General features: G+C 45.0%; 22 protein-coding genes. 9 read left to right on the forward strand and 13 right to left on the reverse strand.

All coding sequences use genetic code 11. The features are described 5' to 3' along the window. The first annotated feature begins 14 nt into the window (after positions 1-14). The 8 genes from hisG to hisIE are packed head-to-tail and all read left to right on the forward strand — an operon-like array spanning position 15 to position 7,084. Positions 15-914: an ATP phosphoribosyltransferase gene (gene hisG / locus ETG88_RS17395; RefSeq protein ID WP_100779649.1), complete on the forward strand. Its 900-nt coding sequence runs from the start codon at positions 15-17 to the stop codon at positions 912-914. Between the two features lie 53 nt (positions 915-967). Continuing rightward, positions 968-2,272, forward strand: a complete 1,305-nt coding sequence (hisD, locus tag ETG88_RS17400) for a histidinol dehydrogenase (RefSeq protein ID WP_129035953.1) — start codon at positions 968-970, stop codon at positions 2,270-2,272. Next, complete coding sequence (gene hisC, locus ETG88_RS17405; RefSeq protein ID WP_129035955.1) at positions 2,269-3,330, forward strand: histidinol-phosphate transaminase; 1,062 nt, start codon at positions 2,269-2,271, stop codon at positions 3,328-3,330. The genes hisD and hisC overlap by 4 nt, the downstream gene beginning before the upstream one ends. Beyond that, complete coding sequence (gene hisB, locus ETG88_RS17410; RefSeq protein WP_129035957.1) at positions 3,327-4,394, forward strand: bifunctional histidinol-phosphatase/imidazoleglycerol-phosphate dehydratase HisB; 1,068 nt, start codon at positions 3,327-3,329, stop codon at positions 4,392-4,394. Before hisC ends, hisB begins: the two co-directional genes overlap by 4 nt. Then, positions 4,394-4,984 (forward strand): imidazole glycerol phosphate synthase subunit HisH, encoded by a 591-nt coding sequence (gene hisH, locus ETG88_RS17415; protein WP_107703291.1) that lies wholly within the window; start codon positions 4,394-4,396, stop codon positions 4,982-4,984. Before hisB ends, hisH begins: the two co-directional genes overlap by 1 nt. Continuing rightward, complete coding sequence (hisA, locus tag ETG88_RS17420; protein ID WP_129035959.1) at positions 4,984-5,721, forward strand: 1-(5-phosphoribosyl)-5-[(5-phosphoribosylamino)methylideneamino]imidazole-4-carboxamide isomerase; 738 nt, start codon at positions 4,984-4,986, stop codon at positions 5,719-5,721. The genes hisH and hisA overlap by 1 nt, the downstream gene beginning before the upstream one ends. Then, positions 5,703-6,479: an imidazole glycerol phosphate synthase subunit HisF gene (hisF, locus tag ETG88_RS17425; protein WP_100779643.1), complete on the forward strand. Its 777-nt coding sequence runs from the start codon at positions 5,703-5,705 to the stop codon at positions 6,477-6,479. The genes hisA and hisF overlap by 19 nt, the downstream gene beginning before the upstream one ends. Continuing rightward, positions 6,473-7,084 carry a bifunctional phosphoribosyl-AMP cyclohydrolase/phosphoribosyl-ATP diphosphatase HisIE gene (hisIE, locus tag ETG88_RS17430; RefSeq protein ID WP_129035961.1) on the forward strand — a complete coding sequence of 204 codons (612 nt, stop codon included), beginning with the start codon at positions 6,473-6,475 and terminating at the stop codon, positions 7,082-7,084. The genes hisF and hisIE overlap by 7 nt, the downstream gene beginning before the upstream one ends. A 39-nt stretch (positions 7,085-7,123) precedes the next feature. On the opposite strand, the gene wzzB is transcribed toward hisIE, so the two are convergent. Continuing rightward, positions 7,124-8,104: an LPS O-antigen chain length determinant protein WzzB gene (gene wzzB, locus ETG88_RS17435; RefSeq protein ID WP_129035963.1), complete on the reverse strand. Its 981-nt coding sequence runs from the start codon at positions 8,102-8,104 to the stop codon at positions 7,124-7,126. A gap of 193 nt (positions 8,105-8,297) precedes the next feature. Between wzzB and ETG88_RS17440 the strand changes: the two genes are divergently transcribed. After that, positions 8,298-9,302 carry an NAD-dependent epimerase gene (locus tag ETG88_RS17440; protein WP_129035964.1) on the forward strand — a complete coding sequence of 335 codons (1,005 nt, stop codon included), beginning with the start codon at positions 8,298-8,300 and terminating at the stop codon, positions 9,300-9,302. 54 nt (positions 9,303-9,356) lie between these two features. Here ETG88_RS17440 and ugd read toward each other — a convergent pair whose 3' ends face one another. From ugd to ETG88_RS17500, 12 genes are all read right to left on the reverse strand, one after another. Continuing rightward, positions 9,357-10,523, reverse strand: coding sequence for a UDP-glucose 6-dehydrogenase (gene ugd / locus ETG88_RS17445; RefSeq protein ID WP_129035966.1), 1,167 nt, complete (start codon positions 10,521-10,523; stop codon positions 9,357-9,359). 253 nt (positions 10,524-10,776) lie between these two features. Further along, the gene (gnd, locus tag ETG88_RS17450; RefSeq protein WP_100779638.1) at positions 10,777-12,183 is read right to left on the reverse strand and encodes an NADP-dependent phosphogluconate dehydrogenase; all 1,407 of its coding nucleotides are present in this window, start codon (positions 12,181-12,183) and stop codon (positions 10,777-10,779) included. A gap of 207 nt (positions 12,184-12,390) precedes the next feature. Next, positions 12,391-13,197 (reverse strand): glycosyltransferase, encoded by an 807-nt coding sequence (locus ETG88_RS17455; RefSeq protein ID WP_129036054.1) that lies wholly within the window; start codon positions 13,195-13,197, stop codon positions 12,391-12,393. A gap of 2 nt (positions 13,198-13,199) precedes the next feature. Continuing rightward, entirely contained in the window at positions 13,200-14,261 is a 1,062-nt protein-coding gene (locus ETG88_RS17460) for a glycosyltransferase family 4 protein (protein WP_164971815.1), read from the reverse strand. Positions 14,262-14,407: 146 nt separating this feature from the next. Further along, positions 14,408-15,382: a polysialyltransferase family glycosyltransferase gene (locus tag ETG88_RS17465; RefSeq protein WP_129035969.1), complete on the reverse strand. Its 975-nt coding sequence runs from the start codon at positions 15,380-15,382 to the stop codon at positions 14,408-14,410. Continuing rightward, on the reverse strand, positions 15,379-16,683 hold the full coding sequence (locus tag ETG88_RS17470) for a DUF6418 domain-containing protein (protein WP_129035971.1): 1,305 nt from the start codon (positions 16,681-16,683) through the stop codon (positions 15,379-15,381). The genes ETG88_RS17465 and ETG88_RS17470 overlap by 4 nt, the downstream gene beginning before the upstream one ends. Positions 16,684-16,879: 196 nt before the next feature. Further along, positions 16,880-18,133 carry a lipopolysaccharide biosynthesis protein gene (locus tag ETG88_RS17475; RefSeq protein ID WP_129035972.1) on the reverse strand — a complete coding sequence of 418 codons (1,254 nt, stop codon included), beginning with the start codon at positions 18,131-18,133 and terminating at the stop codon, positions 16,880-16,882. A gap of 71 nt (positions 18,134-18,204) precedes the next feature. After that, complete coding sequence (locus ETG88_RS17480; protein WP_129035973.1) at positions 18,205-18,759, reverse strand: acyltransferase; 555 nt, start codon at positions 18,757-18,759, stop codon at positions 18,205-18,207. Next, positions 18,756-19,520, reverse strand: coding sequence for an oxidoreductase (locus tag ETG88_RS17485; RefSeq protein WP_129035974.1), 765 nt, complete (start codon positions 19,518-19,520; stop codon positions 18,756-18,758). The genes ETG88_RS17480 and ETG88_RS17485 overlap by 4 nt, the downstream gene beginning before the upstream one ends. Then, positions 19,521-20,222: an acylneuraminate cytidylyltransferase family protein gene (locus ETG88_RS17490; protein ID WP_129035975.1), complete on the reverse strand. Its 702-nt coding sequence runs from the start codon at positions 20,220-20,222 to the stop codon at positions 19,521-19,523. Continuing rightward, positions 20,219-21,187 (reverse strand): Gfo/Idh/MocA family protein, encoded by a 969-nt coding sequence (locus ETG88_RS17495; RefSeq protein ID WP_129035976.1) that lies wholly within the window; start codon positions 21,185-21,187, stop codon positions 20,219-20,221. The genes ETG88_RS17490 and ETG88_RS17495 overlap by 4 nt, the downstream gene beginning before the upstream one ends. Continuing rightward, positions 21,187-22,245, reverse strand: a complete 1,059-nt coding sequence (locus ETG88_RS17500) for a nucleotidyltransferase family protein (RefSeq protein ID WP_129035977.1) — start codon at positions 22,243-22,245, stop codon at positions 21,187-21,189. Before ETG88_RS17500 ends, ETG88_RS17495 begins: the two co-directional genes overlap by 1 nt. Between the last annotated feature and the right edge of the window lie 10 nt (positions 22,246-22,255).

Here is a 22,255-nt window from a genome sequence, read left to right on the forward strand (position 1 = left end):
ATAAGGACAACAGAATGTTAGATAACTCACGTTTACGCATAGCTATTCAAAAATCAGGCCGCCTGAGCGACGATTCACGCGAATTACTCTCCCGCTGCGGGATTAAAATTAACCTGCACACGCAGCGCCTGATTGCCCTCGCTGAAAATATGCCGATCGATATCCTGCGCGTTCGCGATGACGACATTCCAGGCCTGGTGATGGATGGCGTGGTTGATCTTGGCATCATCGGCGAAAACGTGCTGGAAGAAGAGCTGCTGACCCGCCGCGCGCAGGGCGAAGACCCGCGCTATTTCACCCTGCGTCGTCTGGACTTTGGCGGTTGCCGTCTCTCCCTCGCCACCGCAGTGGATGAGGCCTGGGACGGCCCGGCTGGGCTGAACGGCAAGCGCATTGCCACCTCTTATCCTCACTTGCTGAAACGCTACCTCGATCAAAAAGGCGTGCAGTTTAAATCCTGTCTGTTAAACGGTTCCGTCGAAGTGGCCCCACGCGCCGGACTGGCGGACGCCATTTGCGACCTGGTCTCTACCGGCGCAACCCTCGAAGCAAACGGCCTGCGCGAAGTGGAAGTGATTTACCGCTCGAAAGCCTGCCTGATCCAGCGCGATGGCGACATGCCAGATGCCAAGCAGCAGCTGATTGACCGCCTGCTGACCCGTATTCAGGGTGTGATTCAGGCTCGCGAATCGAAATACATCATGATGCACGCGCCAACCGAACGTCTGGATGAAGTGATTGCTCTGCTGCCAGGCGCGGAACGCCCAACCATTCTGCCGCTGGCGGGCGATCAGCAGCGCGTAGCGATGCATATGGTCAGCAGCGAAACCCTGTTCTGGGAAACCATGGAAAAACTGAAAGCCCTGGGTGCCAGCTCCATTCTGGTGCTGCCGATTGAGAAGATGATGGAATAATTCCGCGAACAGTGCCCGGTCAGCGTTCGCGCATCCGGCAAAAGGAAAGTGATATGAGCTTTAATACAATCATCGACTGGAATACCTGCAGCACTGAACAACAGCGTGAACTGCTGACGCGCCCGGCCATTTCGGCTTCGGACGGCATTACCCGCACCGTGGCGGAAATCCTGGATAACGTGAAAGCCCGCGGCGACGACGCACTGCGCGAATACAGCGCCAGGTTTGACAAAACCGACGTCGGTGCGCTGAAAGTGACGGCGCAAGAAATTGATGACGCCTGCAACCGTCTTGGCGATGACATCAAGCAGGCGATGGCCGTGGCGGTCAAAAACATCGACACCTTCCACACTGCGCAGAAACTGCAGGTGGTGGACGTCGAAACCCTGCCCGGCGTGCGCTGCCAGCAGGTGACGCGCCCCGTGGCCTCCGTCGGACTCTACATTCCCGGTGGCTCCGCCCCGTTGTTTTCCACCGTCTTAATGCTCGCCACGCCGGCGCGTATCGCCGGTTGTCAGAAAGTGGTGCTCTGCTCGCCGCCGCCGATTGCCGATGAGATCCTCTACGCGGCAAAACTGTGCGGCGTGCAGGACGTCTTTAAAGCAGGCGGGGCGCAGGCCATCTCCGCCCTCGCGTTTGGTACCGAATCCGTACCGAAAGTCGATAAGATTTTTGGGCCAGGGAATGCCTACGTCACTGAAGCCAAACGCCAGGTCAGCCAGCGTCTGGACGGTGCGGCGATTGACATGCCTGCGGGCCCGTCGGAAGTGCTGGTGATTGCCGACAGCGGCGCGACGCCGGACTTTGTGGCCTCTGACCTGCTCTCTCAGGCCGAACACGGTCCCGATTCCCAGGTGATTTTGCTGACGCCGGACGCCGACATGGCGCAGCGCGTGGGCGAAGCGGTTGAGCGCCAACTGGCAGAACTGCCGCGAGCCGACACGGCACGCCAGGCGCTCTCTGCCAGCCGCCTGATCGTGGCGAATTCGCTCGAGCAGTGCATCGCCATCTCTAACCAGTACGGCCCGGAGCACCTGATTATTCAAACCCGCGACGCTCGTTCTCTGGTCGATGGCATCACCAGCGCCGGTTCCGTGTTCCTCGGTGACTGGTCGCCTGAATCCGCAGGCGATTACGCCTCTGGCACCAACCACGTGCTGCCAACTTATGGCTACACTGCAACCTGTTCAAGCCTGGGGCTGGCTGATTTCCAGAAGCGCATGACCGTGCAGGAGTTGTCCCGCGAAGGTTTTGCCGCCCTCGCCTCCACGATTGAAACGCTGGCCGCCGCCGAGCGCCTGACCGCCCACAAAAACGCCGTGACGCTGCGCGTTGCCGCCCTGAAGGAGCAAGCATGAGCATTGAAGAATTAGCCCGCGAAAACGTTCGTCGACTGACACCCTATCAATCTGCTCGTCGCCTGGGGGGGAATGGTGATGTCTGGCTGAACGCCAATGAATTCCCGACGGCAGTCGCGTTCGATCTTTCCCAGCAGACGCTGAACCGTTATCCGGAGTGCCAGCCAAAGGCGGTGATTGAGAATTACGCCCAGTACGCGGGCGTGAAGCCGGAGCAGGTGCTGGTCAGCCGTGGGGCCGATGAGGGTATCGAACTGCTGATTCGCGCCTTCTGCGAGCCGGGCAAAGACGCGGTGCTCTATTGCCAGCCGACTTACGGCATGTACAGCGTTAGCGCCGAAACGTTTGGCGTGGCGTGTCGCAACGTGCTGGCGCTGGATGACTGGCAGCTTGATCTCCCGACCATCGCCGATAATCTTGACGGTGTGAAAGTGATTTTCGTCTGCAGCCCGAATAACCCAACCGGCCAACTCATTAATCCGCAGGATATCCGCACCCTGCTTGAGATGACGCGCGGCAAAGCGCTGGTTGTTGCCGATGAGGCCTATATCGAATTTTGCCCTCAGGCGACGCTGGCGGGCTGGCTGGAAGAGTATCCGAATCTGGTGGTGCTGCGTACGCTGTCGAAAGCCTTCGCACTGGCCGGTCTGCGCTGCGGATTTACGCTGGCGAATAAAGAGGTCATCGATCTGCTGATGAAAGTGATCGCCCCTTACCCGCTGTCAACGCCGGTCGCGGATATCGCCGCGCAGGCGCTGGCCCCCCAGGGCATCAACGCCATGCGTGAGCGTGTAGCGCAGATTCTGGTGGAGCGTCAGTATCTCGTCTCTGCCCTGAAAACGTTGCCCTGCGTGGAGCAGGTTTTTGAGTCGGAAACCAATTACATCCTGGTGCGCTTCACCGCCTCCAGTGCCATATTTAAATCTTTGTGGGATCAGGGCATTATCTTACGAGACCAAAACAAACAACCCTCCCTGAGCGGCTGTCTGCGCATTACCGTGGGCACCCGGGAAGAGAGTCAGCACGTGATTGACGCCCTGAAAGCGGAGAAAGTATGAGCCAGAAGACCCTTTTTATCGATCGCGACGGCACTATTATTGCTGAGCCACCAAGTGATTATCAGGTCGATCGATTCGACAAACTGGCTTTTGAAGCTGACGTGATCCCGGTTCTGCTTAAGCTGCAGAAAGCGGGCTATAAGCTGGTGATGATCACCAACCAGGACGGACTGGGCACCGACAGCTTCCCGCAGGCCGATTTCGATGGCCCGCACAACCTGATGATGCAGATCCTCACCTCGCAGGGTATTACCTTCGATGACGTGCTGATCTGCCCGCACCTGCCAGCGGATAATTGCGACTGCCGCAAACCGAAAGTGAAGCTGGTTGAGCGCTATCTTGCCGAAGGCGTGCTGGATAAAGCAAACAGCTATGTGATTGGCGATCGCGCAACCGATATCCAGCTTGCCGAAAACATGGGCATTCAGGGGCTGCGTTTTAATCGCAATGAGCTGAACTGGGCGACGATTGGCGAGCAGCTCACCAAGCGTGACCGTTACTCCCACGTCGAGCGCAACACGAAAGAGACGCAGATTGACGTAAAAGTGTGGCTGGACCGCGAAGGCGGCAGCAAAATTCACACCGGCGTCGGTTTCTTCGATCACATGCTGGATCAGATTTCGACCCATGGCGGATTCCGCATGGAGATCAACGTGAAGGGCGATCTGTACATCGACGATCACCACACCGTTGAAGATACCGGCCTGGCATTGGGCGAAGCCCTGAAGCTGGCGCTTGGCGATAAGCGCGGCATTAACCGTTTTGGTTTTGTGCTGCCAATGGACGAATGTCTGGCCCGCTGCGCGCTGGATATCTCCGGTCGTCCGCACCTGGAATATAAAGCCGACTTTACCTATCAGCGCGTCGGCGATCTGAGCACCGAGATGGTTGAGCACTTCTTCCGCTCGCTCTCCTACACCATGGGTGTGACGCTGCACCTGAAAACCAAAGGCAAAAACGATCACCACCGCGTCGAGAGCCTGTTTAAAGTCTTTGGCCGCACGCTGCGCCAGGCGATCCGCGTGGAGGGCGATACGCTGCCTTCATCGAAAGGGGTGTTGTGATGAACGTGGTCATTCTGGATACCGGTTGTGCGAATCTCAACTCAGTGAAATCAGCCATCGCGCGCCACGGCTATGATCCGGTGGTCAGCCGCGACCCGGACGTCGTACTGCGCGCCGACAAACTTTTTTTACCGGGCGTCGGAACGGCGCAGGCGGCGATGGATCAGATCCACGAGCGTGAGTTGGTCGAGCTGATTAAAGCCTGCACCCAGCCGGTGCTGGGCATTTGTCTGGGGATGCAGATCCTGGGGCGTCGCAGCGAAGAGAGCAATGGCGTGGACCTGCTGGGTATCATCGAAGAAGATGTGCCAAAGATGACCGACTTTGGCCTGCCGCTGCCGCACATGGGCTGGAACCGCGTTTACCCGAAAGCGGGTGACCGGCTGTTTCGCGGTATTGAAGACGGGGCCTATTTCTACTTTGTGCACAGCTACGCCATGCCACTGAACCCGTATACTATCGCCCAGTGCAATTACGGCGAGCCATTCACGGCAGCGGTCAACAAAGATAATTTCTTTGGCGTGCAGTTCCACCCGGAACGTTCGGGTGCTGCGGGTGCGCAGTTGCTGAAAAATTTCCTGGAGATGTGATGATTATTCCCGCATTAGATTTAATTGACGGCACCGTTGTCCGTCTCCATCAGGGCGATTACGGCCAGCAGCGCGACTACGGCAACGATCCCCTGCCGCGTTTGCAGGATTATGCGGCGCAGGGCGCAGAAGTGCTGCACCTGGTCGATCTCACGGGCGCAAAAGACCCGGCGAAACGTCAGATTCCACTGCTGAAAACCCTGGTCGCGGGCGTTAACGTTCCCGTGCAGGTGGGCGGTGGTGTGCGTTCTGAAGAGGATGTTGCCGCCCTGCTCGAAGCCGGTGTGGCACGGGTAGTAGTCGGCTCGACGGCGGTCAAAAACCCGGAGCAGGTTAAAGGCTGGTTCCGCCGCTTTGGCCCCGACGCGCTGGTGCTGGCGCTGGATGTGCGCATTGATGAGCAGGGTAACAAGCAGGTAGCGGTCAGCGGCTGGCAGGAAAATTCCGGCGTGACGCTGGAAGAGCTGGTTGAAATTTATCTCCCCGTAGGGCTGAAACATGTCCTTTGCACGGATATCTCCCGCGACGGGACGCTGGCTGGTTCTAACGTCTCGCTGTATCAGGAAGTGTGCGCCCGCTATCCGCAGGTGGCTTTCCAGTCATCGGGCGGTATTGGCGATTTAGCGGATGTCGCCGCTCTGCGCGGCACCGGCGTGCGCGGCGTCATCGTGGGGCGCGCTTTACTGGAAGAGAAGTTTACTGTGACGGAGGCGATTCAATGCTGGCAAAACGGATAATCCCGTGTCTGGACGTGCGTGATGGCCAGGTGGTGAAAGGCGTGCAATTCCGCAATCACGAAATCATAGGCGACATCGTCCCCCTCGCAAAACGCTATGCTGACGAAGGCGCAGACGAACTGGTCTTTTACGATATCACCGCCTCCAGCGATGGCCGTGTGGTCGACAAAAGCTGGGTCGAGCGCGTAGCGGAAGTGATCGATATTCCGTTTTGCGTGGCGGGCGGAATTAAATCGGCGGAAGACGCTGCGCAGATCCTCTCCTTCGGCGCAGATAAAATTTCCATCAACTCCCCTGCCCTGGCAGATCCGGAGCTGATTACCCGTCTGGCGGATCGCTTTGGCGTACAGTGTATCGTGGTGGGGATTGATACCTGGTACGACGCGGCAACCGGCAAGTATCACGTAAATCAATATACGGGCGATGAAAACCGCACCCGCGTGACGCAATGGGAAACGCTGGACTGGGTGCAGGAAGTGCAAAAACGCGGCGCAGGTGAAATCGTACTGAACATGATGAACCAGGATGGCGTGCGTAATGGCTATGACCTGGAGCAGCTCAAAAAAGTGCGTGCCGTGTGCCGCGTGCCGATGATTGCCTCTGGTGGTGCTGGAACGATGGAACACTTTCTGGAAGCCTTCCGCGACGCGGATGTCGACGGCGCGCTTGCTGCGTCGGTGTTCCACAAGCAGATTATCAATATTGGCGAGTTAAAAACGTTCCTGATTAACCAGGGCGTGGAGATTAGGGTATGTTAACAGAACAACAACGGGCTCAGCTGGACTGGGAAAAAACGGACGGATTATTGCCGGTGGTTGTGCAGCACGCCGTGTCAGGCGAAGTCCTGATGCTGGGCTATATGAACCAGGATGCACTGAGCACGACGCTTGAGAGCGGGAAAGTCACCTTTTTCTCGCGCACTAAACAGCGTCTGTGGACCAAAGGCGAATCCTCCGGTCATTTCCTCAATGTGGTGAGCATTACCCCTGACTGCGATAACGACACCCTGCTGGTACTCGCAAACCCTATCGGGCCAACCTGCCATCTGGGCACCAGCAGCTGTTTTGGCGATGCCAGCCATCAATGGCTGTTCCTGTATCAGCTCGAACAACTGCTCGCCGCGCGTAAAACCGCCGATCCGGAAAGCTCGTATACGGCAAAACTTTACGCGAGCGGAACCAAGCGTATCGCGCAGAAGGTGGGTGAAGAAGGCGTGGAAACGGCACTGGCCGCAACCGTAAACGATCGCGATGAGCTGACCAACGAGGCGTCTGATTTAATGTATCACCTGCTGGTGTTGCTGCAGGATCAGGAGCTGGATTTAACGGCGGTGATTGAGAATTTGCGAAAACGGCATAAATAAAAAAGACCGGGGAAACCCGGTCTTTTTTTTATGTGATTATCAAGCTTTTGGTTTGTAGTTGCGCAGCGCGTTGCGCCCTAATACAACGCCAGAACCGATAATGCCGCCCAGCAGAACAGCCAGAATTAGCGTGATACCTTTCTTCGGACTATCGCGACGGATAGGCAGGTTAGGTTTCATGACATAGCGGTAGGCATGAATGCTAGCCGGATCGACATTAAGATTCTGAATATCTAATAAATTCTGTTTAGTCTGATAATAAGCACCAGAGAAGACCAGAGGACGCGTAGACTCGTGTTCAATCATTGAATTCAGCGCTTCACTGCCCAACAGGAACATTGTGTCCTGTGTGACATCCTGCGTCTGCTGGATTTGAGGTGTCGTGATTTTCGCGGCCTGCGCGAACTTCAATGCCTCTGTAATCTGTTTAATACGCAGATCTTTCTGTTCTTGCGAGACTTTTTCCTGGTTCTGTAAAGAGTCATTCAACGTAATGATTTGCTGTTTGATGTTGTCTTTAAGGTCAACATCCAGTTCTTTCGCCGTCTGCTCGTCAATTTGCTGAATATATTGTGCCAATTGTTTTTGTGCAGCTTCAGCGGTTTCGCCGACATAGCTTACGGTTAAGGGCAGCGATTGCCCTTTGACTGCTGCCTCAATGGTCAATTTTTCAGGGGATTCCTGATTTTCTAAAGCCTGTGCTAACGCGGAAAATGCGGAGTTGAAGCGCCCGACAACACGGACTTGAGTATCAAGCATAGAGGGTGCAGCTGATCCATACAGAATATTCAGAGCGTTAGTGTAGGTGGCAAGCTGAGCGGCATCCGGCTGGGTAATTATCGCGCTAGAGGTCCATTTCTCTTTTGCAATGGTTATATAAATGCCGGCAAGCACTATCGCTATGGCTACAAATGCAGCAATGATCCACTTCCCACGCCAAAGCTGTATGATTAAATCTAATAAATCAATCTGTTCCGGGTCATGCCGACTGCTGACCTCGTTATTGCTGTTCTGAGACATACAATCCTTAACGGTGAAATTAGCGTAATAAAATTTTCTAACTAGTCTATCTCGTACTGATAATTTTTCTATAAGAATCCGTTGAGAATCTGCCGACTGGTGAAGTTTTGCTTACTCCACGCTAAGAGGTATGATGTGCGTCATAGGTTTTATGCTTAACAGATAGCTGTTTTTGATAGCAAAGAGGATGGATATGAAATTTCTGGTCACTGGTGCAGCGGGTTTTATCGGCTCACACGTCAGTAAGCGTCTTTTAGACGCCGGGCATCAGGTTGTCGGTATCGACAATCTCAACGACTACTACGATGTCAACCTGAAGCAGGCGCGCCTGGATCTGCTGACATCCGGGAATTTCAGCTTTCATAAACTCGATCTGGCCGACCGCGAAGGCATGGCAGCCCTGTTTGCCAACGAGAAGTTTAACCGCGTCATCCATCTGGCCGCTCAGGCTGGCGTGCGTTACTCGCTGGAAAACTCGCATGCCTATGCTGATGCCAACCTGACCGGGCATCTCAACGTACTTGAAGGTTGTCGCCATAATAAGGTTCAGCACCTGCTGTACGCCTCCTCCAGTTCGGTTTATGGCCTTAACCGTAAAATGCCCTTCTCGACCGATGATTCGGTAGACCATCCGGTATCACTTTACGCTGCGACCAAAAAAGCCAACGAGCTGATGTCGCATACCTATTCGCATCTCTATAACTTGCCGACCACCGGCCTGCGCTTCTTTACGGTGTACGGGCCGTGGGGCCGTCCGGATATGGCGCTGTTTAAGTTCACTAAAGCCATGCTCGAAGGCAAAAGCATCGACGTATACAACTACGGCAAGATGAAGCGTGATTTCACCTACATTGACGACATTGCCGAAGCCATTATTCGTCTGCAGGATGTTATTCCACAGGCAGATGAAAGCTGGACCGTTGAAGCAGGTACGCCAGCGACCAGCTCCGCTCCCTATCGCGTCTACAACATCGGTAATAGCTCGCCTGTTGAATTGATGGATTACATTACAGCGCTGGAAGAAGCGTTAGGCATTGAAGCAGATAAGAATATGATGCCGATTCAGCCGGGTGATGTACTGGAGACCAGCGCGGATACCAAAGCGCTGTACGAGGTGATTGGTTTTAAACCTCAGACCTCTGTGAAAGAAGGCGTGAAGAATTTCGTCGACTGGTATCGTGATTTTTACAAGGCTTAAAACAACAATGCCCGGCAGTGCCGGGCATTTTCTCGATGCGTTTAGCAATAAAGATTAATCACTTCCGAACAGATCGCGGGTATAAACTTTATCTGCCACATCCGCCAGCTCTTCTGCCATACGGTTTGAAATAATTACATCGGCATCTTTCTTGAATGCGTCCAGATCGCGAATGACCCGTGAATGGAAGAACTCGTCTTCTTTCATCGCCGGTTCATAAATAATCACTTGCACGCCTTTCGCCTTAATACGCTTCATGATCCCCTGGATGGAGGATGCGCGGAAGTTATCCGACCCGCTCTTCATGATCAAACGATACACCCCCACCACTTTCGGCTGACGCGCCAGAATGGAGTCAGAGATGAAATCTTTACGCGTACGGTTTGCTTCCACAATCGCGGAAATCAGGTTGTTTGGCACAGTCTGGTAGTTTGCGAGCAGCTGCTTGGTATCTTTTGGCAGACAGTAACCGCCGTAGCCGAATGACGGATTGTTATAGTGGTTGCCAATGCGCGGGTCCAGGCAGACGCCTTCAATGATCTGTTTGGTGTTCAGGCCAAGGCTTTCCGCGTAGCTGTCCAGTTCGTTGAAGAAGGCCACACGCATCGCCAGATAGGTATTGGCGAAAAGCTTGATAGCCTCAGCTTCAGTGGTGTCGGTGAACAGCACATCAATATCTTTCTTGATCGCCCCCTCCTGTAACAGCGCCGCAAAGCGCTCGGCACGTGCGGAACGCTCACCAATAACAATACGCGATGGATAGAGGTTGTCGTAAAGTGCCTTACCTTCACGCAGAAATTCTGGAGAGAAGATCACGTTATCGATACCCAGTTTCTCTTTAATTAACTGGGTGAACCCTACAGGGATAGTTGATTTGATGATCATCACGGCTTCAGGATTCAATGCCACTACATCTTTAATCACTGCTTCTACGCTGGAGGTATTGAAGTAGTTGGTCTTAGGATCATAATCCGTTGGAGTGGCGATAATCACATAATCTGCACCGCGGTATGCGTCTTCTTTATCAGTTGTAGCGCGGAAATTCAGAGGCTTATTGGACAAATAGTCCTGGATCTCTTTATCAACAATCGGAGAGATCTTCTGGTTGAGCATATCCACTTTGGCCTGCACGATGTCCAGCGCCACCACTTCATGGTTCTGCGCAATCAGAATACCGTTAGATAGACCGACATAGCCTGTTCCGGAGATTGTAATTTTCATTCGTTCTACTTCTTCAAGTATGAGTGTCAGGAGGCATCAGCAACGCCACCACAGTAAACAACTGTTGAGGTTTTTACCTCTTATGTTTATGCACTGTCAAGGCAAAGCCCTTACTGCCGGATCGAGATAAAAGAGTGAATTATTCTGTGATAACAGGATTGTGTTGCACAAAGCGAGGAGACACGGGGAAAGGAAGAATAAAAAAGCCCGGTAACGAAAACCGGGCCATGCTATCAGACTGAGTTAAATCAGATTAATCCAGCCATTCGGTGTGGAACACACCTTCTTTGTCAGTACGCTTATACGTGTGCGCACCGAAGTAGTCACGCTGCGCCTGGATCAGGTTTGCAGGCAACACCGCTGCACGGTAGCTGTCGTAGTACGCAACTGCTGCTGAGAAAGTCGGAACCGGAATACCGTTCTGGACCGCGTATGCAACAACATCACGCAGTGCTTGCTGGTAGTCGTCAGCAATTTTCTTGAAGTACGGTGCCAGCAGCAGGTTAGCAATGCCTGCGTTTTCCGCGTAAGCATCGGTGATTTTCTGCAGGAACTGGGCGCGGATGATGCAACCGGCGCGGAAGATCTTGGCGATCTCACCGTAGTTCAGATCCCAGTTGTTCTCGTCAGATGCAGCACGCAGCTGAGAGAAGCCCTGTGCGTAAGAGACGATTTTGCCCAGGTACAGTGCGCGGCGAACTTTCTCGATGAACTCAACTTTGTCAGCGGCAGGTTTAGCCTGTGGGCCAGACAGCACTTTAGAGGCTGCAACGCGCTGCTCTTTCAGAGAAGAGATATAACGTGCAAACACGGACTCAGTAATGAGAGACAGTGGCTCACCGAGATCCAGAGAGCTCTGGCTGGTCCATTTACCGGTACCTTTGTTCGCCGCTTCGTCCAGAATTACATCAACCAGGTATTTACCCTCTTCGTCTTTCTTGGTGAAGATGTCTTTGGTGATGTCGATCAGGTAGCTGTTCAGCTCGCCGGTGTTCCACTCAGTGAAAGTCTGCGCCAGCTCTTCGTTAGACAGATTCAGGCCGCCTTTCAGCAACGAGTAGGCTTCAGCAATCAGCTGCATGTCGCCGTATTCGATACCATTGTGAACCATTTTCACATAGTGACCCGCACCGTCTGGACCGATGTAGGTCACGCACGGTTCGCCATCTTCTGCAACAGCGGCAATTTTAGTCAGAATAGGCGCGACTAGCTCATACGCTTCTTTCTGACCGCCAGGCATGATCGATGGGCCTTTCAGGGCGCCCTCTTCACCGCCAGACACGCCGGTACCGATGAAGTTGAAACCTTCCGCAGAAAGCTCACGATTACGACGAATGGTGTCGTGGAAGAAGGTGTTACCACCATCAATGATGATGTCGCCTTTATCCAGATACGGCTTCAGGGAGTCGATAGCAGCATCAGTACCCGCGCCAGCTTTCACCATTAACAGGATACGACGCGGCGTTTCCAAGGATTCAACAAACTCCTGCACCGTATAGAAGGGAACCAGCTTCTTGCCAGGGTTCTCGGCAATCACTTCTTCGGTTTTTTCACGGGAACGGTTGAAAACGGAGACGGTATAACCACGGCTTTCGATGTTGAGCGCCAGGTTGCGCCCCATCACTGCCATACCGACAACGCCGATCTGTTGTTTGGACATTACATACTCCTGTCAGGTGTGGTCACCGCGACTTATGCGCGGCTTGAAATGTGGTTTAGATGTTAACTCAGGATTAAACCGCATGACAAAGGTTTGTTCACTAGAATTAATGGCAATTGTAACCATGCTAGAGTACAGCAGGATTTCATTCCTTCAGCATGACATATATCGCTCACAAAGATCAGCAACCTGGAATCTCGTTTGTAGTCATTTACGAAGAATGCGATAAATCAACCTGAGCATAGAAATAGGAATTAAACGAGGAATGCATCTTATTAAAAAAGTATTAATTGTTTCGACCCCCCCCAAAAAACCAAGTCTGAATTTCAATCGAGCAAGAAGATATTCACTCTTGATATAGTTGAATCCTCGTCTTCTTAAAAGCATGGCGTCCCCGCAGCGAGCAAAGACTAAAGTATTGGGGAGATTTTTCGTCAAAAAACCCTGATTTAATAGTCTTAACCATAAGTTATAATCTTCCATGTAGAGGTGATGAACATAACTGCCAACGGAAAATATTGAATCTCTTTTATACATTACTGTCATATGATTAAATGGGTTACGTGATTTTGCACTTAATATTATTTCTCTATGATTTAGAGGTACACGTCTTATCCCTGTCACATTGGAAATTGAACCATCGAACTCACTGATAGCTCCTCCAACCAATATCAGCTCTGGTTCTTCTTTAAATGCGTGTATTTGCAATTTAAAGCGCTCGTTATGACATATGTCGTCAGTATCCATGCGAGCTACTAAATTGAAACTACATTTATTAAGCCCATAATTTAGTGCATACCCTAGACCAACATTTTCTGCGAGAGGATAGATTTTTAATGGTAACTCACCGCTCCATTTAATCAGAATATCATTAAGTTCTGCTGTGATTGGCCCATCGAGCACAATTACTATTTCACTAGCTTTTAAAATTTGTTTTGACAAGCTATCAAGGCATTGCTCTAAATAAAGAGGGTTTTCATTTATGTAAAGTGACATAAGCACGCTAAATTCCATCACTAATTCAACACTCCTTGATAAAAATCATAATATTTATAAGCTACCTTTCTTATATCATACTCATTCAATAATCTTTGAAATGCAATTTCTGTGAACTTAGAGTTGTTATTACTAATATTTTTTATGGCGCTGATGAATCCATAAACAGAACCGTCGAATTTATTAAGACCGACATCTAATAATAACTCATTAAATACAGGGAGATCACGACATACAACTGGTAGTTTAGCCGCGATCGCTTCGAAGAGGCTAAGTCCAAAGGATTCACTTCGGCTTGGCATGGCATAAATATCAAAATAAGGAAGATAAGGAATGGGATTATCTACAAATCCAATAAATAAGCAGCGGTCAATTACCCCCAATTGGCTTGCCAATTCAATTAAATCATTTTCTAGAACGCCGCCACCCACAAATACAGCAGCATAATCAGGCAATTGAGGTAACGCTCTAACTATGATGTCAAGACTTTTTATCTCGGTAATTATTGAGGTTGAACCAATTATTTTTTTATTTTTTTTGAATTTACTTAGGACTTCAAGGACTTTTAGATCTATAGATTCATTATTACGCATTTTTCTTAGAACTAAGTTTACATCAATTCCACTACCCACTTTATGCACATTACCGCCAACAAGACTTTTATAATATTGTTTGCCAATGTCAGTAAAAACCACCCTATGAGCGACATGTTTCACAACATTAATCCATAGACAAGTATATAATTTTTTTTTCAAGCCATTATAACGACCAGCAATATCATGCTCTATAAAATTGTGCATTGTAGAAACATGGACTGTTCTAATAAAAAGTCTTGACAGCAACACACCATACAAGTCTGGGAAAAATCCATGTGTATGTATCACATCAAATTTTGATAATTTTCTAATTTTTTCAAAATTAAAAGTTAACTGTGTACATTCGACAAAATCGAAATCTAAGCATTTATTTTTGCAATCGCGGAGATAAAAGATTTCTATATAGCATCCTAATTTAGCAAGAGCCCTAGACAAAGCTTCAACATGAATGCCAGGCCCACTTCTTTCAAGACTCGGTAATATCATTGCAACCCTCATTCCCCCCCCTACACATATGCATCACTTATAACACTCACATTAATCTATACAAATAGTGCATTCATAACGAATTAGGAACTGAAATAAAATAAATTTTTCTAAAAAATCAACGACAAAAATTCATCTAACACATTTTATTCTGATAATTCATCCTGTATAAGCCACTTCATTTTAATCAATGAAGAATTTATAGCTGTTGAATTAAAAGTTAACCCTATATCAAACTCCACATCAAAAAGTGATAACAATTCAAAGGGAAAATTGCCACTTAACCTTTGTACACTTTCATGTATATATATATCATCATTCTCAATAGGATGCATTTTCAAATATACTTTATAATTCATTTTTTTTAAAACTTCAATTCTTGAATTAAAAAGAAATGCCAACTCTTCCTTTGAATGAAAACCATACAAATAGGTGGGCTGCGTTAATACAATTGCTCGCTTCTCCTTATTCCCTAATGAAAAATCGCAATTAAAGTCAGCAAAAAACAACTTGATAAGCAGTTTTTTATCAGCAGATGAGATTTTCTTAATGCATTCAACATCATTAATTTCCTTAATCTCAAATTTAAAATCCTTGTATCCCTGCTGTGCAAATGAATCCAACAATTTCTTTTTGTCTCTTATGTAAAAACATACAATATTATCAATTGAATTTTTTTTGATTAATAAAAGCTTTTTAATAGTCTCATTTATTTTATATTTAATGTTATTATTAGCTAATTTCTCAAAAAGTACGCCTTTGCGATAAGTACCTTCACCTTCCTCATAAAAAACAACATCATCTGGGACGCCAAAATTAGCTATAACTATAGGAAAACGACCAATGCACCCATCTAAATAAAAAGTTATATTGTCTTTTTTCATTTTAAAAGGATATATTAAAATACGATAAAGTATACTTGAAATATAATCTTTTAAATTATTTTCAAAAATTATAACTTGTTCCACTTTATCTAGTCTAGATAAATTAGATAATTTTTCCTTAAGTTCGACAGACTCTCGAACATTAATTATTAAAATATTTCTTTCATTTTCATTCATTATAGAGTAGACGAAAGGTAACTTATTATAATTCCATAAAAAAAAATAATTTACTTTCATACTGTTTTAACCCTGATTAGGAATCCTTTGCTTAAGCTATATACAATATAGGCTATAAATATTACCAGAGTTCTTTTCTCAAAAAGTAAATTTATATCACCTTGGGCAGTCACCCTTATAATCACTTCTAATAACGGGCCTAAAAATAAAAAAGATAAAATGTCACCACTTTCAAATGACGATAATACATCTCTCTTAATTAATATTATTAAGCTGCCAACAGTAAGAATCAATAGAATAATTCCTGTATATCCAAAGTAGTAATATCCAATTGCAGGAAAACCATTAGCCAAACTTTGCCCCCTGGAAGTATCAGAGCGCCAGGCACTTAAATATTTTGCAGGAGCAACAACATTCATTAATTGATTCATACCACGTTCGAATTTATCACCATCTTCATTAAAGTTTTTTAGAAAAAGATCCCAACGAATCCTTTGGGACACTTGATTATTATCATTTATCGTCCACCAGATTTGACCCGCAGCTTCTACGCGTTTTTGTACTTTCTCTAATGCCGTTGTTTTAGAATCGTAGTTTTCAACGGTTTGATAATTAATAAATATTATACCAAACAAACCACAGACGAGTAATAGCAGTAAAGTTCTTATTTTCTTATTTAATTTAACACTCAATGAAAGAGCACTGTTTGCACTATAGAACAATGTAATAGGAAGACTGAAAGAATAAATTACAACCAATAATTCGCCTCCCTTTATAGAGCAAAGTAAATGATAAAGAACTATAAGAAAAAAATACAGCAAATATTTTTTAGATCTATAATTAAAGTAATAATAACCTAAAGCTAAACATACAAAACTTAACCTCCCTTTAATAATATTAATATACTCAGGAACAATAGAACCAAAATAAATAGACCTATGTATATTGTTAAATAACGGAATCCCGGTTTTCAAAAAAGTTCCGTACAGAGTAATTATCACACAGATAACTAAAAGATCGAATAATCGTCTATCAAACACCAATGAGGATTTTATTCTTCTCGATTTTATCGGATAAATCAAAAACTCGATAAATATCATCGAAAAGAAAAGGTTTACAATAAAAGTGCCATTCCAGTAAGAATATTGATCGATCTCAAAAAGATATGCACCTCTTTCGATTAACATCCCTCCAACCAGCATCGGGATTAATATTATAAAATAAAGTAAATTGTTGGCATATTCAACTGGTCTAAATATAAAAATTGATCCAAGATACACTAACAGTAACATCAACCCCAACAAATTTACATCGTTACCAAAATTACTAAATACGACTAATAATAATGCAATAATTAACATTATCATTCTTGAAAATGCAAACTTGCTTACATTCACCGAAAGTGTCCTTCATATTTATTAAATTGCATTACAACATGCGTGTCGAAACTAAGAATTACGTTTACACATGTTTTAAAACACAATGAAAGCATGTCATGCTTATAGTCATGAATTCACAAAAATCGAAAATTAAAATTGTTTATAGAAACAAGTTAAATTACTTTTTTTGATATATACTCCATGAAACTAAATTTAATTTAGATGATAACCACCATGTAGCGAAAAATCGAATGCACATCGAGATACAAAAAGCAATAGCCACACCCTCGATACCGTTGACACGTATAAGAACAAGTAACAAAATTATATTAAACACACCCGTAACTATAGTCACTATGGATAAACGCCCAGTACGCTTTGCATAAAAGAGATAGTTCGTGACCATGAGGTACATACCACCAAAACATTGACCAAGACAGAGCCAGCCGATGACTTCAGTTGCTTTTTCGAACTTAGAACCACCGATAATAATTACTACCAAAGGCCCAATAATAAATGACAAGCATCCGAGTATAAATACTATGATAAAAAACAAATATGTATACTTTACAATTCGCTTTAATTGTTCAACTTTATTCTCAGCCAAGCTTTTAAATAGCCAAGTAATCATCGCTTTATTTATAGCATCAAATACAACAGCAACACCAAGGCTGAGTTGAACAGCAAACATATAAATCCCAGCATCAGAGATACCAAGTTGCTTGTTTATGAAAAATCTATCTAATGTATTAAGGAAAAACATCCCGACAACATGAGGAACTAAAGGAAGACCAAAGGATAAAGCATCAAATATATAATCTTTACGAAAAGCACTCAACTTTATTAAATTATTTTTATACAATAATAATATACTTAGCAGAGCATAAATTACTGTTGTCCCGAGTATTGCATCAACTCTACCTTGAGCGCCATGCTTAAAGAAAACCACAAGTACAACAGAAAAACCAAAATTAAGAATACTTTGACTAACTTGCATAGCACCAAATTTAAATGCTTGCTCTCTAATTTGCCATTGTCCGAGTCGAAATTGTATAACAAAATTTGCAAATGAGATAACTAATGCCAAATATACCCAAGATACAGGTATACTGAGCCATGCCATTATATGGCCAGATAAAAAAAAGATAATGACACTTATAGCTAAAATTGACATTAATAATATATGTAAACATGCACCATTAAAGGTAGGAAGTGAATCAAGCTTTCCATCGTAGAAACGTCTGTTAGCAGCTCCTACAGTATTTAAACCAACAAGTGCGGCAAGGCCTGTTATAAGTGTCTGAAACATTGCTATTTGTCCATACTCATCTGGAGTTAAATTATGTGTCAGTACTGGCAACAACAAGAATGGAATTATAGCGTTTAATACATTTGAAGATAAATACACCCCTGAACGTTTAAATATGCTCATAATGGGTGACCAAAATGGTATTAGTATAAAAGGTCATCCCCGAAAACTCGATGACAAAAACAAAAGTAATATTATTCATTCAATTTTTTGATCACTTTGGCTGGATTCCCTACTGCAACATGAAAAGCAGGAATACTTTTTGTTACTAGGCTATTTGCACCAATAACAGAGTTCTCACCAATTGTAACTCCAGGTAAGATTGTTACATTTGCACCAATCCAACAACCGCGTTGAAGTTTTACCGGTAGTATCTTAGAGTGCCCTTGTAGGGATATGGGTTTACTCATATCAGTGTAAGTGTGATTAGAAACATATATATTAACACCTGATCCAATCAATACGTCATCCGAAATATCAATATGAACATCGCCACCGCCCTCTAATGGGGAAGCAAAGAGCATTGTTCCTGGCCTAATAACAACATTACTTCCTATAGATATTTTCTGTGTTTCAATAGCATACGCAAAAGGTCTAAAAGAGGAATTATCGCCAAATTTTTTAAATTTTCTCTTACAAAGCACCTTTCCCAAACGGCTTGAATGTAGTAAAAGATGCGTTAGTGGTATATCAGGTCCTAGTCGATTACACGAAATCCAAAATTTTATTTTTTTCACGATTGAAATCATAGTGAGAATCCATCATCAACAATGATATTTTGCCCAGTTACATACCTTGAATGTTCTGACAGTAAGAAAACTATAGATCCTGTCATTTCATTCACATCTAACATTCCCGTACCATGAGTATTTTTTTTATAGGCCTCACAGAATTCTTTTGGCTGATTATCAAATATACCGCCAGGGCTGACAGAGTTAATACGGAAGCCACTATCATTGACATATGCCACGATATATTTATTCAATTGTAATAGTGCAGATTTAATTGCAGCATATTCAACAGGCATGGTCATTTGAGTGTTATTATAAATATCAAACTTAGGAGCAATAACACCATAAATTGATGATATATTAACCATAGATATTGGTTTTTGTAACCGTGTGAATAAAATTGCTGCTTGTTGACTGATTAAAAAGGAACTGCCTAAATGTAGCGAAAGGTTTTCATTGAAGCTTGCCAATGTCACATCGAATAATTTTCTACCGTAATCTTTATTTCTTGGATATGTTGCATTAACAATACCATCAATATCACTGAGACTATTAAAGAAAGCTTTTAAATCTTTTTCATTAGTGACATCAATCTCCGCATATGTAATATCTACGCTGGAAGCTGCTACCCCTTGAGTAGTCAATCTTTTTTTTATATGGTCACTGTCCAGATCTACGGCGATGACTTTTGCACCATTTGCAAGACACGATTTCGTCAAGCATGCACCCAATAAACCTGCGGCACCGAAAATAACAACATTTTTATTATTTAATACCATTTATTTTAATTCCATTTTATTCGTTAAAATAACGTCTGCCATTATAAAATCATAAATATCATCTATATCAACAGCACGTTCTTTCGGAACTTCTATTGATGTAACATTCCCTGAAAACAACCCAATATTACTTAAAATAAATTCAGGCGTAGAAACGTAAACAACCGTTGTTATATCGAAAACATCAGGGCAATCTTGACGCCTTGAAACTTCACCATCGGGGCTAATCACCAATTCGTTCCAGCCATCATTATTAATTTTAACCATATTAAAATATGGGCTACGAGATGCCGGTGTTACGGCAATGCAAACATCTGCATTAGTCTTAATTCGTTTTGCAATGGCACCTTCTACATCTTGTACCTCACGAAGAGGGCTAGTAGCAGGGAGACTAATAAATTGTTCAAATTTACCGTAATGCTCTGTTACCCATTCGATTGCATGCCGCCATGCAAGCCACTCAGGACTTTTGTCCCCAGCAAGATCATCAGGCCTGTCTATAACAATAACATCTTCAAATTCTAATGCTTTTTGTTTAATGTGTTCATCATCAGTTGAGACAAACAGTTTGTCAATCGAGGGTGAAAATTGTGCAATCTCAATTGCATATTGTAATAACGACTTTCCATGCAACTCTCTAATATTCTTGCCTGGAAGGCCTTTAGAACCACCACGAGCGAAAATAAATGCATAATTTTTCATTTTATTGAGCCATTTTTTTTTATCTGATTCACTAACTTTATTGTTTGAACTGCATCTGCTAATTTGATACATCGATTTTTACGAGCATGTATATAATTATCAAAATCTCTTATCATATCTATATACATATTATTTTTATCGTACTTCGGTTCGCTGTAAACTATCACTTCTTCAGATTTACTAATTATCTTCACTTCATTATTAATCAGGTCCCATTCTACTCGGCCATCGGTTCCTAAGAAACAACATTTCCTGACTGCTTTCTTCTGAAGAAAGTCGAGATGAATGTTGATGATCGTTTTATTTTTTGAAATAGCGACAATATCGGCAATGTCTTCAACATCGATATTAAGTGTATTGGAGTTACGCACAATTGCATGACACACATCAAGTTCGCCAAAAAACCACCGTGAATAGTCTAGTTCATGGCTCAATTCAAGAAGGGCTCCACCACCCAGAAATTTATTAGCGGACACGCTTTTTTTATAGTTTTTACTTGTACGCCAATCAGGAAGAAATTGGCCGATTTCAATAAATGCATTGAATATCGCACCAGCTTTTTCCTTTTCAAGAATTTTTTTCAAAATAATCGCTGACGGTAGATAGCGTAAACAATACCCCACGGCAACAACTGCATCTAGCTGTACAGAAGCCTCCAGCAATTTTTCGGCATCTGATGTTGAAGCAACAACCGGTTTCTCTATTAAGACTGGGATGCCTGCTTTCATAAACGGGAGTGCATGCTCAGCATGTAGGGTTGCTGGCGATGCTATAATAGCCATTTCAACAACATGCAAAAGTTCATCTATGTGATTGACCAGCTGGTCGCAATCACTTATTTGCCGATTAATACTCCGGCCAGAGGCCGACATAGCATAAATTTTAATCCCTGGATAGAGTTTCTTAAGATTGCAACGATGCCTGTCTGCAATGTTACCTAAGCCAATTACGGCAGCACCTTTCATTAATCCATACCTAATGTAAAATAATCTGCTTGTGCTCGCTTAAAGTCTTCCATTCTCCCAATATCTAGCCAATACTCATGTATTGGGAACATTAAAATATTTTTATTTTTACCCATATGCTCTTCAAGTAGTGTTGGCATATCAATTCGATGATTTTTGGGAACACTTTTGAATATTTTTGGTGAAACTACATATATTCCAGCATTGATGAAAAACCTGTGGGTTGGTTTCTCATCCATTGAGATAATTTTATTACCATCTCCTGTGATAACGCCGTAAGGAATTTGGTAATCGTACTCACGGACACACATCGTTGCATCAGCTTTGCTTTCTATGTGAAATTTCACCAAACGTTCATAGTCAACATTAGTTAATACATCTCCATTAATCATAATCAACGGATGTTCGTCCGATAATTCTTCTGGCAGTAGACCTAAAGCGCCTCCAGTCCCCAAGGGCTTGTCTTCATACACATACTGAATTTTTGATTCAAACAAATCGCCATTACCGAAATACTGTTTAATTATCTCAGGCATATAATGGGTCGAAATATAGAAATTATTGAAGCCAGCTTTTATGAAGCTGCGAATAACGGTTTCTAGTATCGGCTTGTCGCCAATACGAAGCATAGGTTTTGGACAGATATCAGTTAACGGTTTCAGCCTTGTACCAAATCCACCTGCCATAATGAAAACAGGATTGGGATATTTCTTCTTATCATTTACTGACTGGATCGTCTCCAACCCAATTACTTTTCCATCGGACAAAATTGGTACAGAGAGAATACCCTTTGACTTCATCAACTCATTTAACTCTGCGGAAGAGACGCTGGTTGTAGCCGTTACTGGTTGTGTATTCATGACCTGTGCAGTTCTAGCAGAAAGATCAAGATTGTTCAGCAGTCCCCTTCTTATGTCACCATCAGTAATTACTCCTAACAAATTATTATCTCTATCAACAACCAGTGCGATACGTAAAGCTTCTCGATTAATAATTTCGAGTGCATCACGCAGAGAGCTATCCGGTTGGATTAGCACATTTTTCCATTGCTGCATCATTAATTACCTT

It is taken from the genome of Lelliottia nimipressuralis, from assembly GCF_004115925.1.
Lineage (GTDB): Bacteria > Pseudomonadota > Gammaproteobacteria > Enterobacterales > Enterobacteriaceae > Enterobacter > Enterobacter nimipressuralis.

Bases quoted from the DNA above. Each gene is read 5' to 3' on its own strand.
- ugd (WP_129035966.1), bottom strand. From the start codon at position 10,523: ATGAAAATTACAATCTCCGGAACAGGCTATGTCGGTCTATCTAACGGT.
- ETG88_RS17465 (WP_129035969.1), bottom strand. From the start codon at position 15,382: ATGAAAGTAAATTATTTTTTTTTATGGAATTATAATAAGTTACCTTTC.
- hisA (WP_129035959.1), top strand. From the start codon at position 4,984: ATGATTATTCCCGCATTAGATTTAATTGACGGCACCGTTGTCCGTCTC.
- ETG88_RS17475 (WP_129035972.1), bottom strand. From the start codon at position 18,133: ATGAGCATATTTAAACGTTCAGGGGTGTATTTATCTTCAAATGTATTA.
- hisC (WP_129035955.1), top strand. From the start codon at position 2,269: ATGAGCATTGAAGAATTAGCCCGCGAAAACGTTCGTCGACTGACACCC.
- ETG88_RS17490 (WP_129035975.1), bottom strand. From the start codon at position 20,222: ATGAAAAATTATGCATTTATTTTCGCTCGTGGTGGTTCTAAAGGCCTT.
- ETG88_RS17440 (WP_129035964.1), top strand. From the start codon at position 8,298: ATGAAATTTCTGGTCACTGGTGCAGCGGGTTTTATCGGCTCACACGTC.
- hisG (WP_100779649.1), top strand. From the start codon at position 15: ATGTTAGATAACTCACGTTTACGCATAGCTATTCAAAAATCAGGCCGC.
- hisD (WP_129035953.1), top strand. From the start codon at position 968: ATGAGCTTTAATACAATCATCGACTGGAATACCTGCAGCACTGAACAA.
- ETG88_RS17460 (WP_164971815.1), bottom strand. From the start codon at position 14,261: ATGATATTACCGAGTCTTGAAAGAAGTGGGCCTGGCATTCATGTTGAA.
- wzzB (WP_129035963.1), bottom strand. From the start codon at position 8,104: ATGTCTCAGAACAGCAATAACGAGGTCAGCAGTCGGCATGACCCGGAA.
- hisF (WP_100779643.1), top strand. From the start codon at position 5,703: ATGCTGGCAAAACGGATAATCCCGTGTCTGGACGTGCGTGATGGCCAG.
- gnd (WP_100779638.1), bottom strand. From the start codon at position 12,183: ATGTCCAAACAACAGATCGGCGTTGTCGGTATGGCAGTGATGGGGCGC.
- ETG88_RS17500 (WP_129035977.1), bottom strand. From the start codon at position 22,245: ATGATGCAGCAATGGAAAAATGTGCTAATCCAACCGGATAGCTCTCTG.
- hisIE (WP_129035961.1), top strand. From the start codon at position 6,473: ATGTTAACAGAACAACAACGGGCTCAGCTGGACTGGGAAAAAACGGAC.
- hisH (WP_107703291.1), top strand. From the start codon at position 4,394: ATGAACGTGGTCATTCTGGATACCGGTTGTGCGAATCTCAACTCAGTG.
- ETG88_RS17480 (WP_129035973.1), bottom strand. From the start codon at position 18,759: ATGATTTCAATCGTGAAAAAAATAAAATTTTGGATTTCGTGTAATCGA.
- hisB (WP_129035957.1), top strand. From the start codon at position 3,327: ATGAGCCAGAAGACCCTTTTTATCGATCGCGACGGCACTATTATTGCT.
- ETG88_RS17495 (WP_129035976.1), bottom strand. From the start codon at position 21,187: ATGAAAGGTGCTGCCGTAATTGGCTTAGGTAACATTGCAGACAGGCAT.
- ETG88_RS17485 (WP_129035974.1), bottom strand. From the start codon at position 19,520: ATGGTATTAAATAATAAAAATGTTGTTATTTTCGGTGCCGCAGGTTTA.
- ETG88_RS17455 (WP_129036054.1), bottom strand. From the start codon at position 13,197: ATGGAATTTAGCGTGCTTATGTCACTTTACATAAATGAAAACCCTCTT.
- ETG88_RS17470 (WP_129035971.1), bottom strand. From the start codon at position 16,683: ATGTTAATTATTGCATTATTATTAGTCGTATTTAGTAATTTTGGTAAC.